We start from the raw sequence: 16,702 nt of genomic DNA on the forward strand, positions 1-16,702 counted from the left end.
CATTTGGTATCCGAGGAATCTATTTTTACTTGAGGGAATTCAGAATATCAGTTTAAATACTGGTATTTAAGTCAAAAATTTACCCTAGATAAAGCCGCTAAACTAGAATTTAAGCAATGTGCGATGTCTACGACAAGCCGCTCCGCGTCTACGCGTAATCCAACCCATCGCTAACAATACACTATGCTGTTTGGTGGTTGTTGAAAAAAGCGATTTGGTACAAAAATGCATCAAAGGAGAAATAACCATAATGATAATGGCACAAATTAAAAATCAAATTCGTTATCTCACTAACGTAGATGGAGAAACAACAGATGTACTCGTCCCTATAGAACTTTGGCAACAGCTTATAAGTTCCATAAATTCTGATAACGCCAGTGGTTTAGCTTGGATTGATGAACAAGAGCCAAAAGCAACAAATATTAGCCGATTTGCAAGAGTCCGTGCGACAAGCAGCAGCAGGACAAACTTTCCCAGTTTCAGAGCTTTGGGATTACAGTAGGCGATTTGATTGAGTTTTTTTAGTAAAATAAACAGTGAAAGTTGATAAGGGAAATTCGATTATGTCATCTCCAGCGATCGCTACTGTAATTAAGATGATGGAATCTTTATCTGAAGATGTACAAGAAAGAGTTGCAGAACATCTTCGAGAGTACCTGGAAGATTTGCAAGATGAATTGAAATGGAATAAATCATCTAAGAAAACTCAACAACAACTGATTGCATCTGCCCAATCTGCTAAAAGAGAGATTGCAGAAGGACTTGCAAAACCAAACTAAAGCAGAAACGCCAATAAGAAAACTAAGCTGCATATCTAATAATCTCTAATTCTGCTCCATTATTAATAGCTGACTCTGCTTTTTCTGAAACCTGTTCTGTAACTGCATCACTTAAATAATATTCATCACAATTATCACAAATTTCTGCCGGAACTTTTTTTAAGACAATAATACATTCATCTCTTTCTAATGTCACAGTTACTAAACCTGGTTTAGTTTCTCCGTGCTGACAAATTACGCATCTCATCATCTTTGTATCCTAGTTGTAAAACCATCTAAGCTTCTCTCCGCTTTTTCCAGGAGTCTTTTTTTCATATCATATTTACCTCCCTGCGTAACTAATCCCCGCGAGTTGATTACAGATGACTGTGTGAGGATGCCAAAGTAGGAGTTAGTGAGTCAGATTTATGAGCAAAAACTAATAATATTTGATAACTCGAAACTTCATGCTTAAAACTAATTTGTCACTAGCTCAAGAAAAGAGTTTGGATGTTCTATAGATAAAAGTTAATAACAGTAATCGAGAAAATAAATTATTTCGTAATGCGATCATCTGGCAACCAAACCAGGAAATCAAGAAATTAATGTAGGGGCGGACGATCGCCCACCCCAATAAAAATCAGGTAACACCAAAGACAATCACTAAGCCTAAAACCGCCCCAAACACAATCAAGGCATAGAATTGAGCGCGACCGTTTTCTAGGTACTTCAGACCTTCACCGCTAACAAGGGTGAAAAAGCCTGTGAGGTTAACAGCACCATCGACAACGCGGAAGTCAACTTCCATAACTTGTCTAGCTAGGCGACGCAAGCCGAGGACAAAAACCCGATGGTAAATGTCATCAAAGTACCACTTGTTGAGGGATAACTCGTAAAGTGGTTTGATTTTAGAAGTGATCGCAGCCGGGTCAATTTTCCCTTGCAAATACATCAGCGAGGCTAAGGTAATCGCAACTAAGGAAATTCCCACTGAGGCACCCGCCATAATGTAGAATTCCGTCGGATTGAACTCGGCAGCCTTTTCTATAACTTCGGAGAGGGTTTCACTAGGAGGAAAGATAAACTCTTCAAAATAATTGGCATAAGGAGTTCCCACCAAACCAATCAAAATCGAAGGCACAGCCAACAGTGCCAACGGCAGGGTCATCGTCCACGGCGATTCGTGGGGGGAGTCGCTGTGATGCCCGTGGGAGTCATGGGAATCATGATGCTCACCAGTGGCAGCCAATTCTCCTTTCTTCATCGCCCCAGGCCCAAAATTCGGCGCTAGTTCTTCTGACTCTAATTCCAGGACAATTGTCGCCGCCGCCTTCTTAAGTTTTTGCTTGATTTTCTCGTCAGTACCCCGGAATTTGCCTTCAAATGTCGAGAAATACATTCTAAACATATAGAAAGCAGTAATCCCGGCAGTTAGCCAGCCGATGAACCAGAGGAGTGGATTAGCCTCAAAAGCCTTCCCTAGAATTTCATCTTTTGACCAGAAGCCAGCAAAGGGTGGAATACCAGAAATTGCCAAGCAACCAATCAAAAAGGTAATTGACGTGACGGGCATATACTTTCGCAATCCGCCCATCAAGCGCATATCTTGGGCTAAGGCGGGGTCGTGTCCAACAACACCTTCCATACCGTGAATTACGGAACCTGAACCCAAGAACAGCATCGCTTTGAAATAGGCGTGGGTCATCAGGTGGAATAATCCAGCGCTGTAGGAACCTATGCCCATTGCCATCACCATGTAACCGAGTTGGGAAATGGTGGAGTAAGCCAAGCCCTTTTTGATGTCGTTTTGGGTAATGGCAATGGTTGCCCCCAAAAATGCCGTAAACGCCCCAGTAAAGGCAATGACATTCATTGCAACTGGAACGCCTTCAAATACTGGGTACATCCGGGCAATCAGGAAAACACCCGCTGCCACCATTGTTGCCGCGTGAATCAAGGCAGAAATGGGGGTGGGGCCTTCCATTGCGTCCGGTAGCCAGACATGGAGGGGGAATTGGGCTGATTTCGCAACTGGCCCTAAGAAAACTAAAATCGCAAACAGGACAGCGAGAAAATTGCTGATGGAACCTGATTCGACGAGTTGGGCGAGGCGATCGCCCATGATATTAAAATCAAAGCTTCCTGTTGCCCAGAATAGCCCCAGAATGCCGAGTAATAGACCAAAGTCGCCGACGCGGTTGGTTACAAACGCTTTTTGAGCGGCATCTGCTGCTGACTTGCGATCGTACCAAAAGCCGACCAGCAAGTAGGAACACATCCCGACCAGTTCCCAGAATATATAAATCTGTACTAGGTTGGGGCTGACCACCAGACCTAACATTGAAGAGCCAAACAAACTGAGATAGGCGTAAAACCTCACGTAACCGGGATCGTGAGCCATGTAGCCATCGGTGTAAAGCATGACTAAGCAGGCTACCGTTGTGACAATCACCAGCATTAGGGCTGTCAGGTGGTCGATCGTGTAGCCCATGCTCAGGTGAAAATTACCTGCTGCTGCCCATTCAAAGGTGCGGAGATAAGGCGCGTGTCCTTGAATTTGACTCCATAACAAGGCAAACGACAGCGCCATAGCTGCTGCCATCATGGAGATAATCACCACAGCGTTAAGCTGCCGTAGGCGGTTTGTCACCTGATTCAACGAGATTAACCCTAGACCGACCAGCATTGCCCCAAAAAGCGGGAACACTGGAATCAGCCAGGCATACTGATAGATTACTTCCATCACTGACGCCTACTTTTAGAATTCTTGATTAGTGTGTCCAAACTGTTAATAATTGTGACACACACCCTTTAGCATAAAATAACCCACCCAAGACTGATTGGGTGGGGTATTAAGCATGGTTTTAGATTTGGTCATCTGTCATTGGTCATTGGTCATTTGCCCCATACCCTTCAGGAGTGCTGAGTAAAGAAGTGAGATTCCCCACTCAGCACGGGCTAAACCTAACGGAACTCGGAACTGTTTTGCCCCATGCCCCATGCCCAATATCAATATCCATCAGGCTGATCGATATTCTAAATCCATTGTTTTGGAACTAGTGTAGATTTTCGGGCAATTGCTGTAGCTGACTTTAATCTCTTCTAAAGCTAGACGTAAATCTTCTCTGCCGCGAAAGCATTCCAAGCGATCGCGAACAGTGCCATTTTCAATCAATAGTAAAGTAGGTAGTGATTTTAGCCTATAAGTAGTTGACAATTTAAAATTTTGATCGGCGTTAACCGCAACTAATTTAATTTCTTCCCCACATTGGGCTTGAAATTCCAACAATAGTGGGTGGATAATCCGACACAAGCCACACCAAGGTGCTTCAAAATTAACTAAAACAGGAATAGGGGATTCTAAAACTTCTTGAGTAAATGTCCGCTCACTAACCGACAACACCATGACGCCTCTTGGATTATAAGGTTTTTATATCAAACTAGCTATCAGGACTGAAGTGAAAGATTGGCAAGTCATTGAATGCCGATAGATGCTTTCAGGACACAGAAAAATTGAGCGCGTTAATGTGTCTCTGACAAAAAAGCCACCGTGGAAATCGCGCTGGCTTTTTTGGATGTTAAACTCCTGATTGCCGTGGCTGCCTGGAGATTTAACTGAATCTGCCGCGTTTTCCCAACTAAAGGCAACTGACCAATGACTACCAATATAAAATTTCAAACTGACTCAATGCACCCTCATTTATAGATGTTTGAATTTATCCTACATTGATTTGGAGCAATTGATAAGCTGAAATTTCCTCTATTTCGGATTTTTTGCTGACACTGGGGATCATCTAGAGTTACCATCCTATCCTACTAGTTGCTTCCTGTAACAGAGGGTGAGACCACCAAAGCAAAGCGATAAAAATAGTAACTCCCAAATAGGCAGGGCGGAGAAATTCCTGCCATTTGAGAGATTGACGCCCGTCAATAATTGCTTTAAAGGGAATAATTGAAGTCCGCTGTTTGGCAACTTCAAAAGCTTCGCCATAGCGATCGCTCAAACGGCGATCCCCGTGCCAAACCCCAAACAAGTGATGCAATACCAATCCAATGGAAGTCACAAGAGTAAAGGTAGTTCCCAACCAGAGAGTATGGGCAACACACCAAATTATTTGCCCTACCATTTGGGGATGACGGGTAATCCGAATAATTCCTGTTTCGTAGAGATGAACTTGGGGCTTTTGAATGGCAGCAATTTCTAGTAGATTGAAGGTAGCAGGATATAAAAACAAAAACGAGATTGCTGACAGCAGCCAAACAAATTCTCGCACTCCTGGCACTCCTTGTACCTGCCAAAGTTGCAAACCATCATAACGGTGCCCAAAAAAGTAAATAATTAATATCACAGCCAACGGTAGGCTGACTAATGCAAAGAGAATGCGATAAAGCCTTGGGCCAATGTATTTTTCGGCCCTTGGACGCAAAGCAGCGCCTCCACTGTGAGCGATCGCAAAAACTATTTGTAACCCCAGTATGACAAAATGACTGGGTGTCAACCAAGAAATCAACGGCATATAAACGAGTGAAGTAATTTAAAGAAAATTGAATTCAGTACAACCAATACCACAAAGTATTCAAAAGGGGACTTTAGTCAAGATGTTGTGCCACTGTCTTTTTCGAGTCAAGCCTTCAAGTTCAATATGCAACAAATCATACCTAGCTGATTGCTGCTAAACCTGATTTGTTGTGTGCATCCGCTCCTTTCAAAGTTTGTGGGTTGAGCCTTATGTCTGACCTTCCTTTCACTTTAGATCAGTTACGTATTTTAAAAGCGATCGCCCAAGAAGGAAGCTTCAAGCGTGCCGCTGATAGTCTTTACGTCTCCCAGCCCGCCGTCAGTTTGCAAGTCCAAAATCTCGAACGGCAACTCGATGTCCCCTTATTCGATCGCGGAGGACGACGCGCCCAATTAACCGAAGCCGGGCATCTACTCTTAAGCTACGGTGAAAAAATCCTCAGTCTGTGTCAGGAAACCTGCCGCGCCATTGAGGATTTACAAAATCTCCAAGGTGGGACTTTAATTGTCGGTGCTTCTCAAACCACCGGCACTTATCTCTTACCGAGAATGATCGGTATGTTCCGACAAAAATATGCCGATGTGGCAGTGCAATTACACGTCCACTCTACCCGGCGAACTGCTTGGAGTGTCGCAAATGGACAAGTTGATCTGGCGATTATCGGCGGGGAAATTCCTGGTGAACTCTCAGAATCTTTAGAAGTTATTCCTTACGCTGAAGACGAACTAGCCCTGATTTTACCTGTCTTTCATCCCTTCGCCAAACTTGAAAAAATCCAAAAAGAAGACCTATATAAATTACAATTCATTGCCCTAGATTCCCAATCGACTATCCGCAAAGTAATTGACCAAGTGCTAGGACGCTGTGAAATTGATACCAGACGTTTTAAAGTTGAAATGGAATTAAATTCCATTGAAGCGATTAAAAATGCTGTGCAATCTGGTTTAGGGGCTGCTTTTGTTTCAACTAGTGCGATCGCTAAAGAGCTACAAATGGGCGTTTTGCATCGTACTCCCATTGAAGGTGTAGTCGTCAAACGGACATTGTGGTTGATTTTTAATCCCAATCGCTATAGATCCAAGGCCGCAGAAGCCTTTAGTCAAGAAATTTTGCCCCAGTTCGCTAACCCAGGATGGAATCAAGATGTGTTAAAATTAGCACAAAAAAACATAGTATTAACTACATTGGAGGTAGCAACACCCAGCTTATCCGGCGAAGACTAAAATCAGGTTATTAGTCATTTGTCCTTTGTTTTTTTGTAAATGACCAAATAATTCGTAATGACGCTCCTCTGTCGCTCTAAGCGAAGCCATGCCAAAGGCTTTACGCTACGCTAACGTAATTCGTAATGATTAACTCATCGATGTTTGTACAGGATGCCGTAGACAAGCCAAGGGTTTGATATTAGGAAAAAAGGTTCCTGTTCTCCAATTAATAAATTTAGCTGTTCTGTAACCTGAACTAATTACGAATTACGTAGCCTGCTTCTCGCTATTGGCGTAACATCTCGTAGAGAAGGTGAATATTATCAATTACGAATTATTTTGACTAATCACGAAAATGGAAGTTTACTGCACTCGTCCACGTTGTCCACGCCCACAAAACTATTTTGCCGATTTAGACGATATTACGACACTGAAAACAACCCAGCAGAAGTATTGCACTACCTGTGGTATGCCACTGATGCTAGATGGTCGATATGTGCCAATAAAGCTATTGGGAAGGGGCGGTTTTGGAGCAGCCTTTTTGGCACGCGATCGCCGAATACCAGGAATGCGTCAATGCGTGGTTAAGCAGTTTCAACCAGCGGGAAATTTAACCTCAACTCAACTGCAACAAGCGCAGTTAATGTTTGAGAGAGAAGCAGAAGTTTTAGCACAGCTTGGTAACGACCACGAGCAAATTCCTGATTTATTTGCCTTCTTTCCAGTAATAGTTAATAGCTTGCAATCAGGACAAGAAGACCAATTTTTTTACTTGGTACAAGAATACATTGACGGGAAAAACCTAGAGGAAGAATTAGTTCAACAAGGCAAATTCTCTGAACAGCAAGTGTTACAGGTATTGCAAGAAATCCTGAAAGTATTAGAGTTTGTCCATGATAGAGGCATTATCCACAGAGATATCAAACCTTCAAACATCATGCGTCGTCGTGATGGAAAACTTTTTTTACTAGATTTTGGTGCAGTCAAGCAAGTAACAAACGCTCCTTCTGCGGCTTCTTCCACAGGAATTTATTCTATGGGATTTGCACCGCCTGAACAGATGACTGGAGGTCAAGTATTTCCATCTACGGACTTATACGCTTTAGCTGTCACTCTGATTACCTTGTTAACACATCAGGAAGCAATTCAACTATTTGATGCCTATAGCAACCAGTGGAAATGGCGATCGCAAGTAAATATCAACCCCCGCCTTGCTGACATTTTCGATAAGATGCTGCTACCTGCTGCTAATCAGCGTTTTCAGTCAGCGCAGGAAGTTTTACGTGCCCTTAGTTCACAGGCTTTAGCCCCTACACAACTTAATTCATCCTCTGCAACACTCCCACCACAAGCATCCAAAGGTTCCAGTATTTTCGCCCGCCGTTCATCAACTCAACCAGCGTTTTCTACATTGGAATTATTGGGTGGGGCGGCATTTAGTGGATTTGAGGGGGCATTAATCGCGATCGCCCTCTTCAGTCTAGTAAAATCACCAATAATTGTTTTTACTACTTCCGCCCTGATTTTAGGTATACTAATTTTTGCTCAAACTAGGCGGTGGATTGAAAAGTTCGATTTATTAATTATTCCCACAATTACTTTTGCGATTATTTTTTTTCTCCCATTTTTACGGGGTGGTCTTGACATTCTGATAGTGGTTACTTTAGCCGTTGCAGCTGGCTTAGTAGCTATTTCACTGACAGCCATATTTCGACTTATTTATAAATTATTATCTCTCTTACTTTAAAAAACTCCTGGTGCTAACAGCTACATAATGTCTCAGAAAAACGAAACACTTAGTCTTTTTTTAGCCATTATCATCACCATTGGTTTAATCTTTGGTGGTCTATGGTTTCTTATGGAACGCTGGGCGCAATTAAACGGAACTGTTTCTAAAGCTTCAGGGAATAGCAACACAGGTAATCCCATAAACCAGTTTGTCAACAACAATAAATGTAATGTGCCAAATCTCCCAGAGGGAACATTCAACTATGGTGGTAGTACAACCTGGGCCCCCATCCGTAAAGATGTAGACTCAGTATTAGAAAGCCTGTGCCCTCAGTTTACTTTACGCTATACTCAACCTCCTTCAGTCCAAGCCGGCTCTGGAACTGGGATTCGGATGTTGATAGATAATCAACTAGCTTTTTCTCAATCTTCTCGCTCAGTGAAAGCCGAAGAAAATACCGAAGCTAAACAAAAAGAATTTAGTTTGAAAGAAATTCCGGTGGCCATTGATGGTATTGCGATCGCAGTTAACCACAATCTCAATATTCCAGGTTTAACTGTCGCCCAACTCAAAGACATCTACACGGGCAAAATTACTAATTGGCAACAAGTGGGTGGCCCAAATTTACCAATTACAGTCTACTCTCGCGGTAAAGAAGCTGGGGGTACAGTAGAGTTTTTTGTGGAAAATGTTTTAAATAAAGAGAATTTTGCTACCAACATTAGTTACATTGGTACGACCACAGAAGCCGTGCGAAAAGTAGCAATGAATACTAGCGCAATTTACTATGCTTCTGCCTCAGAGATTGTACCCCAGTGTACGATTAAGTCTCTACCATTAGGGCGGATAAGCGGTCAATTTGTGCCTCCCTACCAGGAACCATTTATACCTCAATCTGAATGCCCAAGTAAGCGGAATCAGTTGAATAATAAAGTATTTCGGAGTGGAGAATACGCAATTACCCGCAATTTATTTGTAATTGTTAAACAGAATGGTCAAACAGATCAGCAAGCTGGAGAAGCTTATGCAAATTGGCTTTTGACATCTCAAGGTCAAGAACTGATCGAAAAAGCTGGATTTGTCAGAATTAAATGATCAAAATGGTTAGATTTAGCCAAATAATTAAATTAGGACTTATGCAAAAACTCTTGGTAGCATCTCAATTTTGTAAATATACCTGGCGATTAGAAATCGCGGCTATACAAACTAAGTCCGCCTACGCGGACTTAAGAAATTGGAAACCCGCTTACGCGGGTTTTGTCTGTGTAGCCGCGAATTCCATTCGCTAGGGCTTTTTACAAAAGTGAGATGCTCCCAAAACTCTTATTGACTCCGTGTTCTTTGTGTCTGGAGTAGTTAGTTTTTTATCTTAATCCGTAGGTTCTACAAATAGTAAACATTTTTACTTTATTCAAACTTGTTCATGTCACAAAAGAATGAAACCAAAATTTTAGCCTTGGCCTTGCTGCTAACAGTTGCCATAGTTGGTGGTGGTTTTTGGTTGTTTACTAAAAATGGGGTCAAAATTGGTAATACTGCCATTCAAAATCAGGATGCAGGTAACAATACATCCTTACAAGACCGTATTAGTTTTGGGGAAAAATCCTTGACTCCAGGTGAGATTTCTCCAGTAAAAAAAGAAGGATTACAGGCGATCGCTGCTAAAAGTTATGATAAGGCGATCGCCAATTTCACAGCTGCCCTAAAACTCAATCGTAACGATCCAGAAGCATTAATTTTTCTCAACAATGCCCGCATCGGTTCTTCTAAGAGCTATACCATTGTGGCTTCTGTACCATTAGGCACTGACCCCAATGCTGCTTTAGAAATTTTACGTGGCATCGCCCAAGCCCAAAATCAAGTTAATACCTCTGGGGGAATCAAGGGAGTACGGTTGAGAGTAGGAATAGCTAACGACGACGATAATCCAGAAATAGCCAAGCAAATCGCTTCCAACCTAGTCAGCAATTCCGAAGTATTAGGTGTAGTTGGGCCGAATACTAGCGATTCCACCTTAGCCGCAGGTAGTATATATAATTCTGGACAACTTGTAGCAATTTCTCCTACTAGCACATCTGTCAAAATTTCTAACTTTAGCCGCTACGTTTTTCGCACAGTTCCCAGTGATTTTATGGCTGCGAGAAGTTTAGCTAACTATATGGTGAAAACTTTGCAGAAAAAAAATGCAGTGGTTTTCTTTAATTCTCAGAGTAATTATAGCCAGTCTTTAAAGTCAGAGTTTGTCTCATCTGTTTCTCTAGAGGGTGGACAAGTAGCCAGCGAATTTGACTTATCCAAGGCTGATTTTAGTGCGGCTAAAAGTGTAGAACAAGCAACTAAACAAGGTACAGAAGTGTTGATGTTAGCTGCTAACACTGAAACTCTCGATAAAGCGCTGCAAGTAATTCAGATTAACCAGAAAAAGTTAACTCTGCTGGCGGGAGATGATGTTTACACCGCTAAAACTTTAGAAATTGGCAGAGAGCAAGCGGCGGGAATGATAGTAGCAGTTCCCTGGCATATTGATGGCGATCCTAAGTCAGATTTTCCTCAGAAATCGCGGCAGCTATGGGGTGCTGATGTGAGTTGGCGAAGCGCCCTTAGTTATGATGCCACTGTCTCTTTAATTAAGTCATTAGAACGTAATCCTACACGATCTGGAGTCCAAGAAGCATTGGCGTCCTCTGATTTTTCTGCCAGCGGTGCTTCTGGTACAATTCGATTTTTACCATCAGGCGATCGCAATGCGCCAGTCCAACTTGTAAAAATTGTTCCTGGTTCTCGCTCTCGCACTGGTTATGACTTTGAGCCAGTGCGTTAATCAGCAATAAAAAATTAAAAATTAACCAATACTTAACCTAGAGAAACTCTCTACATGGGAAATTGAAATTTATGGGAAAAATTTTAGTGTCCTTGAGAGAAGAGACGAATAATCTAGGTGAAACTTATCGTACCTTGGCTTCTAAAGGACTTCCAAATAAAAAAACATCCCAAATTTTATTATGGGGTGCGGATCTTGTCGTACCTAAATCTGAGAAAGGTGGGGACACACATCCCACAAAATAGATCATTTATTTATTGAAAGTCTCGCAAGTAAGTAGTCAGAAGTTAGGATTTATCAGAATTTGCTAACAAAATACCCGTCCTCCAAATACAATCTCAAGTAGCAAGTACTTATCAAGCACTTATATTGAATGGACGCGGGAGTAATTTACTATGTCCCAAAAAAATGAAATACCTATTCTTGTATTATCAATTCTGATTACAGTTGGGCTAGTTGCTGGAGGTTTTTGGTGGTTTAGCAGAAAGTCTGGTCTAGAGCTAAATACAGTTAATTCTGGTAGCACAAATACGCCCCAAGCCACATCAGGAAAACCTAGTGGCGGGACTTTCTCTTTAGTAAAAGATGTTCCTACAGGATTATTCAATTACGGAGGTAGTACATCTTGGGCACCAATTCGACTAGTAGTTGACCCAGCAATTCAAGCCGCGCGGCCAGAGTTACGGCTGCGCTATGTCGAACCTAGCAATGCTTCTCCTGGTTCTGGTACTGGCATTCAGTCCCTAATAGACGGTCAACTAGCCTTTGCCCAGTCCTCCCGACCAGTTCTAGATCAGGAATTAAGCCGTGCCCAGCAGCGTGGATTCAGTTTAAAACAAATTCCTGTGGCAATTGATGGTTTAGCGATCGCAGTTAATCCCAACTTGAATATCCCAGGACTAACGGTAGACCAGTTAAAGTCAATTTACACAGGCAAAATCAATAATTGGAGCCAGGTGGGCGGCCCCAATATCCCAATTAAGCCCTATTCTCGCCGCATTGCTGATGGCGGTACGGTTGAGCTTTTTGTCCAAGACATCTTGGGTGGTCAAGCTTTCAGCCCGAATGTGGAATTTATTTCCACAACCACCCAAGCCTTGCAAAAATTGGCTAGTAGTCCTGCCAGTATCTACTACGCTTCTGCCCCAGAGGTGATTCCTCAATGTTCAATCAAAGCCTTGCCGTTGGGGCGGACACAAGGACAATATATTGCTCCATACCAAGAACCTTCTGTCCTCCCGTCTGAATGTCCTGGGAAACGGAACAAATTGAACATTGATGCTTTCCAATCAGGAAAATACCCGATTACCCGCAATCTGTTTGTGGTGGTCAAACAGAATAATCAGACTGAGCAGCAAGCAGGTGTCGCTTACGCCAACTTACTGCTGACTGAGCAGGGACAGGAATTGATTAGCCAAGCTGGGTTTGTCAAAATTCGCTGACTCTTGCGATCGTCTCCGGCGGGGCGTAGCCCATCGCACTCAGACAGAGTGGCGGAAATCGCCGCTCTGAACTGTGCTTTAACCAGCTCTATTAATCGATTCTGCTGGCAAGCAAATGAGGTTATCGCCTTGAGTCAGGATTAAGCCACGTTGACGCAGCTTACCCATCAAGCGGGTGACAGTAACACGAGTGGAACCAATCGCGCTACCAATTTGGGCATGGGTGAGGGGGAAGGGCAGAGCATAGCCGCGAATCACATCAGGATCAGTGTCGCTCATGGCTGGTTCTCCATATTCCTCAATTAACAATGTGAGAAATCCTAAGAGTCGGTCAATTGTGCGGCGTTGTCCCAAGGCACTCAGCCACAGCAGCTTACGCTGGTGCTGATACCTAAAGGCATCCATAACTTCGCGACGGAAGTGAGGCCAATTGTCTAAATCGTGCCAGTACATCCACAGCACCGCAGTTTGATCAACATGGGCGTAAGCCTGGAGTGTGAATGGTGATTGAGCAACAATTTCAAATGGCTGTCCCGCTCCCACAAAACCCAAGAACGCTTCTTCTGGAGTTCTGTTGATTCGTCGAGACGTTAGCTGACTAGCAGTCGCACTAACTTGTGCGGTTCCTACCATGCGGATCGCACCCCTTTGCACCAAATACAGCAATCCAGGCCGGGCTGGAATGCGCTCATCTTTGCTAAAGGTGCGGCAGCGGTAGTGTTCTTGAGCCCAGTCAAGAATGCGTTGCCAAGTCAGAAAAGGCCGTGATGCCTCAGAAAAGGAGGATGGAGATTGCATAGGTAACAAAGAGCGTTCGGCTGAAGACAAAGACGTAAATAAAAGGGTGCAAGGAGTGTCTTTGTGTTGACGAGGCAGGCTTAACGCCTAACAGCGCCAGCCAATCCAAAGAATAGAAAGCAAATTACTCTCTACTCTTTTGTTATACTTCCTACTGTACAATGATGGTAGTAAAGTTTACTTACTATTCATCGATTATTCATCAAATTTTATCCTCTTCTCATTTTTCTTCATCTAAATTAAATTTATACCGCAAGATAGATGACAGAAATGTAACAAATTTATCTTACATGACTATTTAAATAATATTACGTGCATCATAGATTACCAGTTAGCAAATATACGTCAATCAAGCAGCTATTGTATAGTTATTTAATAAAATCAATAAGCATTGATACTTACAAAGCAGAAAATGAATGCATAAAAGATGAAAAAATTCCTCTACATAAAGGTAGAGATGATAAGAGAGTTTTATACACTTCAAGTGTATCCTTGCGACTATCAAAATCTCAGAATCGAAAAGCGATGGAGCTTGCTAGTGCGATCGCCTCAGATTTATCAGGGATTTGTGAAGACGTTTTTAGCATCCAAGCAGTTCCTCCTGGTTGGATACATTTTGAATTAACTCACTCAACCTTAGCGACTTGGTTACAAAGTCTCGTAGTTGGAAGTTTGGGGAGATTGGGGGCTGGGGACTGGGGACTGGGGACTGGGGGTGATGAGGGGACAAGGGGACAAGGGGGACTACTAAAACCAATCCCCAATGCCCAATTCGCTGTTCAATATGCCCATGCACGCTGCTGTTCGTTAGTGCTTCTGGCTCATCGAGAGGGATTGATTAAATTTAGAGAACCGGTTCCAAGTACTAGCCCAGATTTTTGGGATGTAATCTCTCCTAACCCTATACCTTGGCTTAATTGTGACGGAACACTACAGCTAAATCACCCAGACGAGCATCGTCTAATTGACGAATTAATACAAGTAGTAGACAACATAGAGTGCCCTGATGTTAGCGGTTCTGTGAAATGGGAAAAAGTAGCGCTGAATTTGAGCCAAGCTTTTGAAAAGTTCTGGTCTAATTGCCGGATTTGGGGTGAGGTGAAAATTACGTCGCCAGAGCTAGCTCAAGCCAGACTTGGATTGCTCATGGCTACTCAGTCAGTATTAAGATATGTTCTAGAGGAAAACCTGGGGGTTTTTGCGCCCTTGGAGTTATAAATCGGTAATGTTGCTTAGGTAAAAATAAAAACTTTAATATAGCTATTGACTCAATGCACCACCTCGGCTACATTAGCAGGAGTGTGAGGAGCGAACCAGCTAGGGCACCGAGACGAAACACGGCCAGTCGTCGGTGTCCTTTCTGATTTATATGGGTTAGGTTAGAAAAAATACCTTCACTACAGCAAAAACTTTTCAATTGCTACTGCTGCCCCATCTTCTTCTACGCTAGGAGCTACCCATTGTGCGATCGCTTGTACTCTTGCTGGTGCGTTGCCCATAGCGACACCGAGGCCAACATATTCCAGCATTTCCACATCATTGAAGTTATCGCCAATGGCCATCACATTGGCTAACTCTAATCCCAACAACTCTTCGGCTAGATAACGTACAGCAGTTCCTTTGTTTACAGAAGCGTTAGTTGCTTCAAAAAAGGTAGCAACAGATGTTGTCAAGTAAAGTTCAGCGGGTGTGTACTGGCGGCGTAAATTTTCTAATAGCTTGTCGATTACGTCAGTGTCATCAGACAAAGCAAGAATTTTTGTTGGTTCATTCGTTAAGATTTGGTGCAAATCACCTACGGGAATTGCAATAACACCAGAACGTTCTGCATAAATTTTGGTTTCTTTCGTTAATTCACGGACGTATAGCTGATCGTCAATGTAAAAGTGGACAGATAGGAGCGATCGCAACTCAGGTTGTTCAAAATAGTCGATTAGTTGGTGGGCGATTTCCCTGGAAATAACCCAATGGCGATGAATTTTTTGGGTGATTGGGTCTTGAATCCAGGCTCCTTGATAGGCCATTAATGGTAAGGTAGAGCCGATGTCTTGGTGAAAACGCAAGGCTGAACGATACATTCTACCTGTGGCGATCGCCACTTGAATTCCTCGTGCTTGCGCTGCCACAATAGCTTGCTTTACACATGCACTGATGGTATTGGAGTGCCCTGCGATCGTGCCATCTATATCCAAAACTAATAGTTTAATGTCTTTTGCAGCAGCCTGGCGATCGGTAGATGCCAAATGAGTGGCAGATGCTTTCTGCATAATTTCCTAGATTTTAAGTTCCAGTTAGAGGTTAACAGGGTCTAACGACCAGTGGGGAGTAATAACAAAAATTGGGTTCTCTACTCAACCTAATTTTTATAACATAAAGATGCTGAATCACAATATTTTAGATTGCTATAGTATTTTTTAAATATTGCTCATAATTCTGGATAATAATCATAACAAAAAACCCCAATTATCGAAAAAATCGGGGTTTTTAATTTATAGAATGGAAAAAACTACTTATTCAAGAAAGTCTATGAATTTTACCCTTTGATCCAGCTTTTTTTGCGTTGTGACAACAGACAAAGCCCAGCAATTAACCCAACTCCAAGGGTGGTGGAGGGTTCAGGTATCGATTTAACATTATCGTAGTCATAAGTTACTTTGATATTTGCTTTGGCAAGGGTTTGAACATAAGATGCTATATTGCCCGAACCTGAAACTACTGAATTGGCTGTAGCTGAGAACAAAAAGTCTATGTTGCTATTACCAATGAAAGACTGCAAGAATTGAGTATTAGTGAAAGACTGAGTACCAGATTGTGTGGCAGTTAGTCCAGAAAGAGTCTTTCCTGATGTACCACTAAAATCAATGATGTTGTCAAATTTACCAACTTCGTAACTGAAGCTATTTTTTGGATTTAGCGCAAATAGAGGCTGATTATTTAGTTCTAAACGGAGTTGACTGGCAAGATTTACTGTTATATTGGTCGAGCTTTTACCCGTATTTTCAAAACCTGCATTTCCCAGGATGTCGCCAGTAAATCCTATTGTCACACCCGTAAGTGTGCCTAGAGATGAGTCAAATTGTTGGACGCTCAAAGGTGCATCAGTGATATCTGTCAAATCGTAATCAATGGAACTGGTGTACGAGAGAGAAGCTGCATTAGCTGCGCTAGATGTTGCAACTATTCCTGCCAACGTTGTGGCAGCCGCCAGAGTGTTCAATAGTTTTGTTTTCATGATGAAAGATTTTTTCTAAAACGAATCATTACGGGATTACCAACTTACTTTCTAACTCTGAAACTTTACTTGTAGGCTTGATAAATACACGTAACTTTATGTAAAGCTTTTATATTCAAGTCCCTTCGGAAAGTATGGTTCATGATCGATACATATAAAGTTTTCTTAAAGAAGAGAGACTTTGTATAGTGGTAGTC

The 16,702-nt window shown here is 42.4% G+C and carries 15 protein-coding genes; 8 read left to right on the forward strand and 7 right to left on the reverse strand.

Translation table 11 applies throughout. The annotated features are described in order from the left end of the window. Positions 1 to 256: 256 nt before the first annotated feature. Both V7L31_RS02055 and V7L31_RS02060 read left to right on the forward strand, forming a co-directional pair. On the forward strand, positions 257 to 502 hold the full coding sequence (locus V7L31_RS02055) for a hypothetical protein (RefSeq protein ID WP_334694714.1): 246 nt from the start codon (positions 257 to 259) through the stop codon (positions 500 to 502). A gap of 61 nt (positions 503 to 563) precedes the next feature. After that, the gene (locus tag V7L31_RS02060; RefSeq protein WP_334694807.1) at positions 564 to 779 is read left to right on the forward strand and encodes a hypothetical protein; all 216 of its coding nucleotides are present in this window, start codon (positions 564 to 566) and stop codon (positions 777 to 779) included. A 22-nt stretch (positions 780 to 801) separates the two neighbouring features. On the opposite strand, the gene V7L31_RS02065 is transcribed toward V7L31_RS02060, so the two are convergent. The 4 genes from V7L31_RS02065 to V7L31_RS02080 all read right to left on the reverse strand — a co-directional run bounded on the left by V7L31_RS02065 (position 802) and on the right by V7L31_RS02080 (position 5,275). Further along, on the reverse strand, positions 802 to 1,029 hold the full coding sequence (locus V7L31_RS02065; protein ID WP_334694715.1) for a type II toxin-antitoxin system MqsA family antitoxin: 228 nt from the start codon (positions 1,027 to 1,029) through the stop codon (positions 802 to 804). Between the two features lie 369 nt (positions 1,030 to 1,398). After that, complete coding sequence (locus V7L31_RS02070; RefSeq protein WP_334694716.1) at positions 1,399 to 3,501, reverse strand: NAD(P)H-quinone oxidoreductase subunit 5; 2,103 nt, start codon at positions 3,499 to 3,501, stop codon at positions 1,399 to 1,401. 276 nt (positions 3,502 to 3,777) lie between these two features. Then, positions 3,778 to 4,164 (reverse strand): thioredoxin family protein, encoded by a 387-nt coding sequence (locus V7L31_RS02075; protein ID WP_334694717.1) that lies wholly within the window; start codon positions 4,162 to 4,164, stop codon positions 3,778 to 3,780. 394 nt (positions 4,165 to 4,558) lie between these two features. Then, positions 4,559 to 5,275: an NnrU family protein gene (locus V7L31_RS02080; RefSeq protein WP_334694718.1), complete on the reverse strand. Its 717-nt coding sequence runs from the start codon at positions 5,273 to 5,275 to the stop codon at positions 4,559 to 4,561. Positions 5,276 to 5,487: 212 nt separating this feature from the next. Here V7L31_RS02080 and V7L31_RS02085 point away from each other — a divergent pair, with 212 nt between their 5' ends. The 5 genes from V7L31_RS02085 (at position 5,488) to V7L31_RS02105 (ending at position 12,475) form a co-directional block, all read left to right on the forward strand. Continuing rightward, on the forward strand, positions 5,488 to 6,501 hold the full coding sequence (locus tag V7L31_RS02085; RefSeq protein ID WP_334694719.1) for a LysR family transcriptional regulator: 1,014 nt from the start codon (positions 5,488 to 5,490) through the stop codon (positions 6,499 to 6,501). A gap of 337 nt (positions 6,502 to 6,838) precedes the next feature. Further along, positions 6,839 to 8,230: a protein kinase domain-containing protein gene (locus V7L31_RS02090; protein WP_334694720.1), complete on the forward strand. Its 1,392-nt coding sequence runs from the start codon at positions 6,839 to 6,841 to the stop codon at positions 8,228 to 8,230. 27 nt (positions 8,231 to 8,257) lie between these two features. Beyond that, positions 8,258 to 9,307 carry a substrate-binding domain-containing protein gene (locus V7L31_RS02095; RefSeq protein WP_334694721.1) on the forward strand — a complete coding sequence of 350 codons (1,050 nt, stop codon included), beginning with the start codon at positions 8,258 to 8,260 and terminating at the stop codon, positions 9,305 to 9,307. Positions 9,308 to 9,635: 328 nt separating this feature from the next. Next, positions 9,636 to 11,033 carry an ABC transporter substrate-binding protein gene (locus V7L31_RS02100; protein WP_334694722.1) on the forward strand — a complete coding sequence of 466 codons (1,398 nt, stop codon included), beginning with the start codon at positions 9,636 to 9,638 and terminating at the stop codon, positions 11,031 to 11,033. A 395-nt stretch (positions 11,034 to 11,428) separates the two neighbouring features. Next, complete coding sequence (locus V7L31_RS02105) at positions 11,429 to 12,475, forward strand: PstS family phosphate ABC transporter substrate-binding protein (RefSeq protein WP_334694723.1); 1,047 nt, start codon at positions 11,429 to 11,431, stop codon at positions 12,473 to 12,475. A 78-nt stretch (positions 12,476 to 12,553) separates the two neighbouring features. On the opposite strand, the gene V7L31_RS02110 is transcribed toward V7L31_RS02105, so the two are convergent. Continuing rightward, on the reverse strand, positions 12,554 to 13,273 hold the full coding sequence (locus V7L31_RS02110) for a Crp/Fnr family transcriptional regulator (RefSeq protein ID WP_069068606.1): 720 nt from the start codon (positions 13,271 to 13,273) through the stop codon (positions 12,554 to 12,556). A gap of 525 nt (positions 13,274 to 13,798) precedes the next feature. Here V7L31_RS02110 and V7L31_RS02115 point away from each other — a divergent pair. Beyond that, on the forward strand, positions 13,799 to 14,491 hold the full coding sequence (locus V7L31_RS02115) for a DALR anticodon-binding domain-containing protein (RefSeq protein ID WP_334694724.1): 693 nt from the start codon (positions 13,799 to 13,801) through the stop codon (positions 14,489 to 14,491). A 179-nt stretch (positions 14,492 to 14,670) separates the two neighbouring features. Here the strand turns inward: V7L31_RS02115 and V7L31_RS02120 are convergent, their stop codons facing one another. Next, positions 14,671 to 15,540: a Cof-type HAD-IIB family hydrolase gene (locus V7L31_RS02120; protein WP_334694725.1), complete on the reverse strand. Its 870-nt coding sequence runs from the start codon at positions 15,538 to 15,540 to the stop codon at positions 14,671 to 14,673. A gap of 266 nt (positions 15,541 to 15,806) precedes the next feature. Continuing rightward, the gene (locus V7L31_RS02125; protein WP_334694726.1) at positions 15,807 to 16,505 is read right to left on the reverse strand and encodes a PEP-CTERM sorting domain-containing protein; all 699 of its coding nucleotides are present in this window, start codon (positions 16,503 to 16,505) and stop codon (positions 15,807 to 15,809) included. Between the last annotated feature and the right edge of the window lie 197 nt (positions 16,506 to 16,702).

The sequence above is a fragment of the Nostoc sp. genome (assembly GCF_036916655.1).
GTDB lineage: Bacteria > Cyanobacteriota > Cyanobacteriia > Cyanobacteriales > Nostocaceae > Nostoc.

What these genes read in the sequence shown, in the direction of transcription:
- V7L31_RS02055 (WP_334694714.1), top strand. Translation starts at nt 257, where the DNA reads ATGGCACAAATTAAAAATCAAATTCGTTATCTCACTAACGTAGATGGA.
- V7L31_RS02060 (WP_334694807.1), top strand. Translation starts at nt 564, where the DNA reads ATGTCATCTCCAGCGATCGCTACTGTAATTAAGATGATGGAATCTTTA.
- V7L31_RS02065 (WP_334694715.1), bottom strand. Translation starts at nt 1,029, where the DNA reads ATGATGAGATGCGTAATTTGTCAGCACGGAGAAACTAAACCAGGTTTA.
- V7L31_RS02070 (WP_334694716.1), bottom strand. Translation starts at nt 3,501, where the DNA reads ATGGAAGTAATCTATCAGTATGCCTGGCTGATTCCAGTGTTCCCGCTT.
- V7L31_RS02075 (WP_334694717.1), bottom strand. Translation starts at nt 4,164, where the DNA reads ATGGTGTTGTCGGTTAGTGAGCGGACATTTACTCAAGAAGTTTTAGAA.
- V7L31_RS02080 (WP_334694718.1), bottom strand. Translation starts at nt 5,275, where the DNA reads ATGCCGTTGATTTCTTGGTTGACACCCAGTCATTTTGTCATACTGGGG.
- V7L31_RS02085 (WP_334694719.1), top strand. Translation starts at nt 5,488, where the DNA reads ATGTCTGACCTTCCTTTCACTTTAGATCAGTTACGTATTTTAAAAGCG.
- V7L31_RS02090 (WP_334694720.1), top strand. Translation starts at nt 6,839, where the DNA reads ATGGAAGTTTACTGCACTCGTCCACGTTGTCCACGCCCACAAAACTAT.
- V7L31_RS02095 (WP_334694721.1), top strand. Translation starts at nt 8,258, where the DNA reads ATGTCTCAGAAAAACGAAACACTTAGTCTTTTTTTAGCCATTATCATC.
- V7L31_RS02100 (WP_334694722.1), top strand. Translation starts at nt 9,636, where the DNA reads ATGTCACAAAAGAATGAAACCAAAATTTTAGCCTTGGCCTTGCTGCTA.
- V7L31_RS02105 (WP_334694723.1), top strand. Translation starts at nt 11,429, where the DNA reads ATGTCCCAAAAAAATGAAATACCTATTCTTGTATTATCAATTCTGATT.
- V7L31_RS02110 (WP_069068606.1), bottom strand. Translation starts at nt 13,273, where the DNA reads ATGCAATCTCCATCCTCCTTTTCTGAGGCATCACGGCCTTTTCTGACT.
- V7L31_RS02115 (WP_334694724.1), top strand. Translation starts at nt 13,799, where the DNA reads ATGGAGCTTGCTAGTGCGATCGCCTCAGATTTATCAGGGATTTGTGAA.
- V7L31_RS02120 (WP_334694725.1), bottom strand. Translation starts at nt 15,540, where the DNA reads ATGCAGAAAGCATCTGCCACTCATTTGGCATCTACCGATCGCCAGGCT.
- V7L31_RS02125 (WP_334694726.1), bottom strand. Translation starts at nt 16,505, where the DNA reads ATGAAAACAAAACTATTGAACACTCTGGCGGCTGCCACAACGTTGGCA.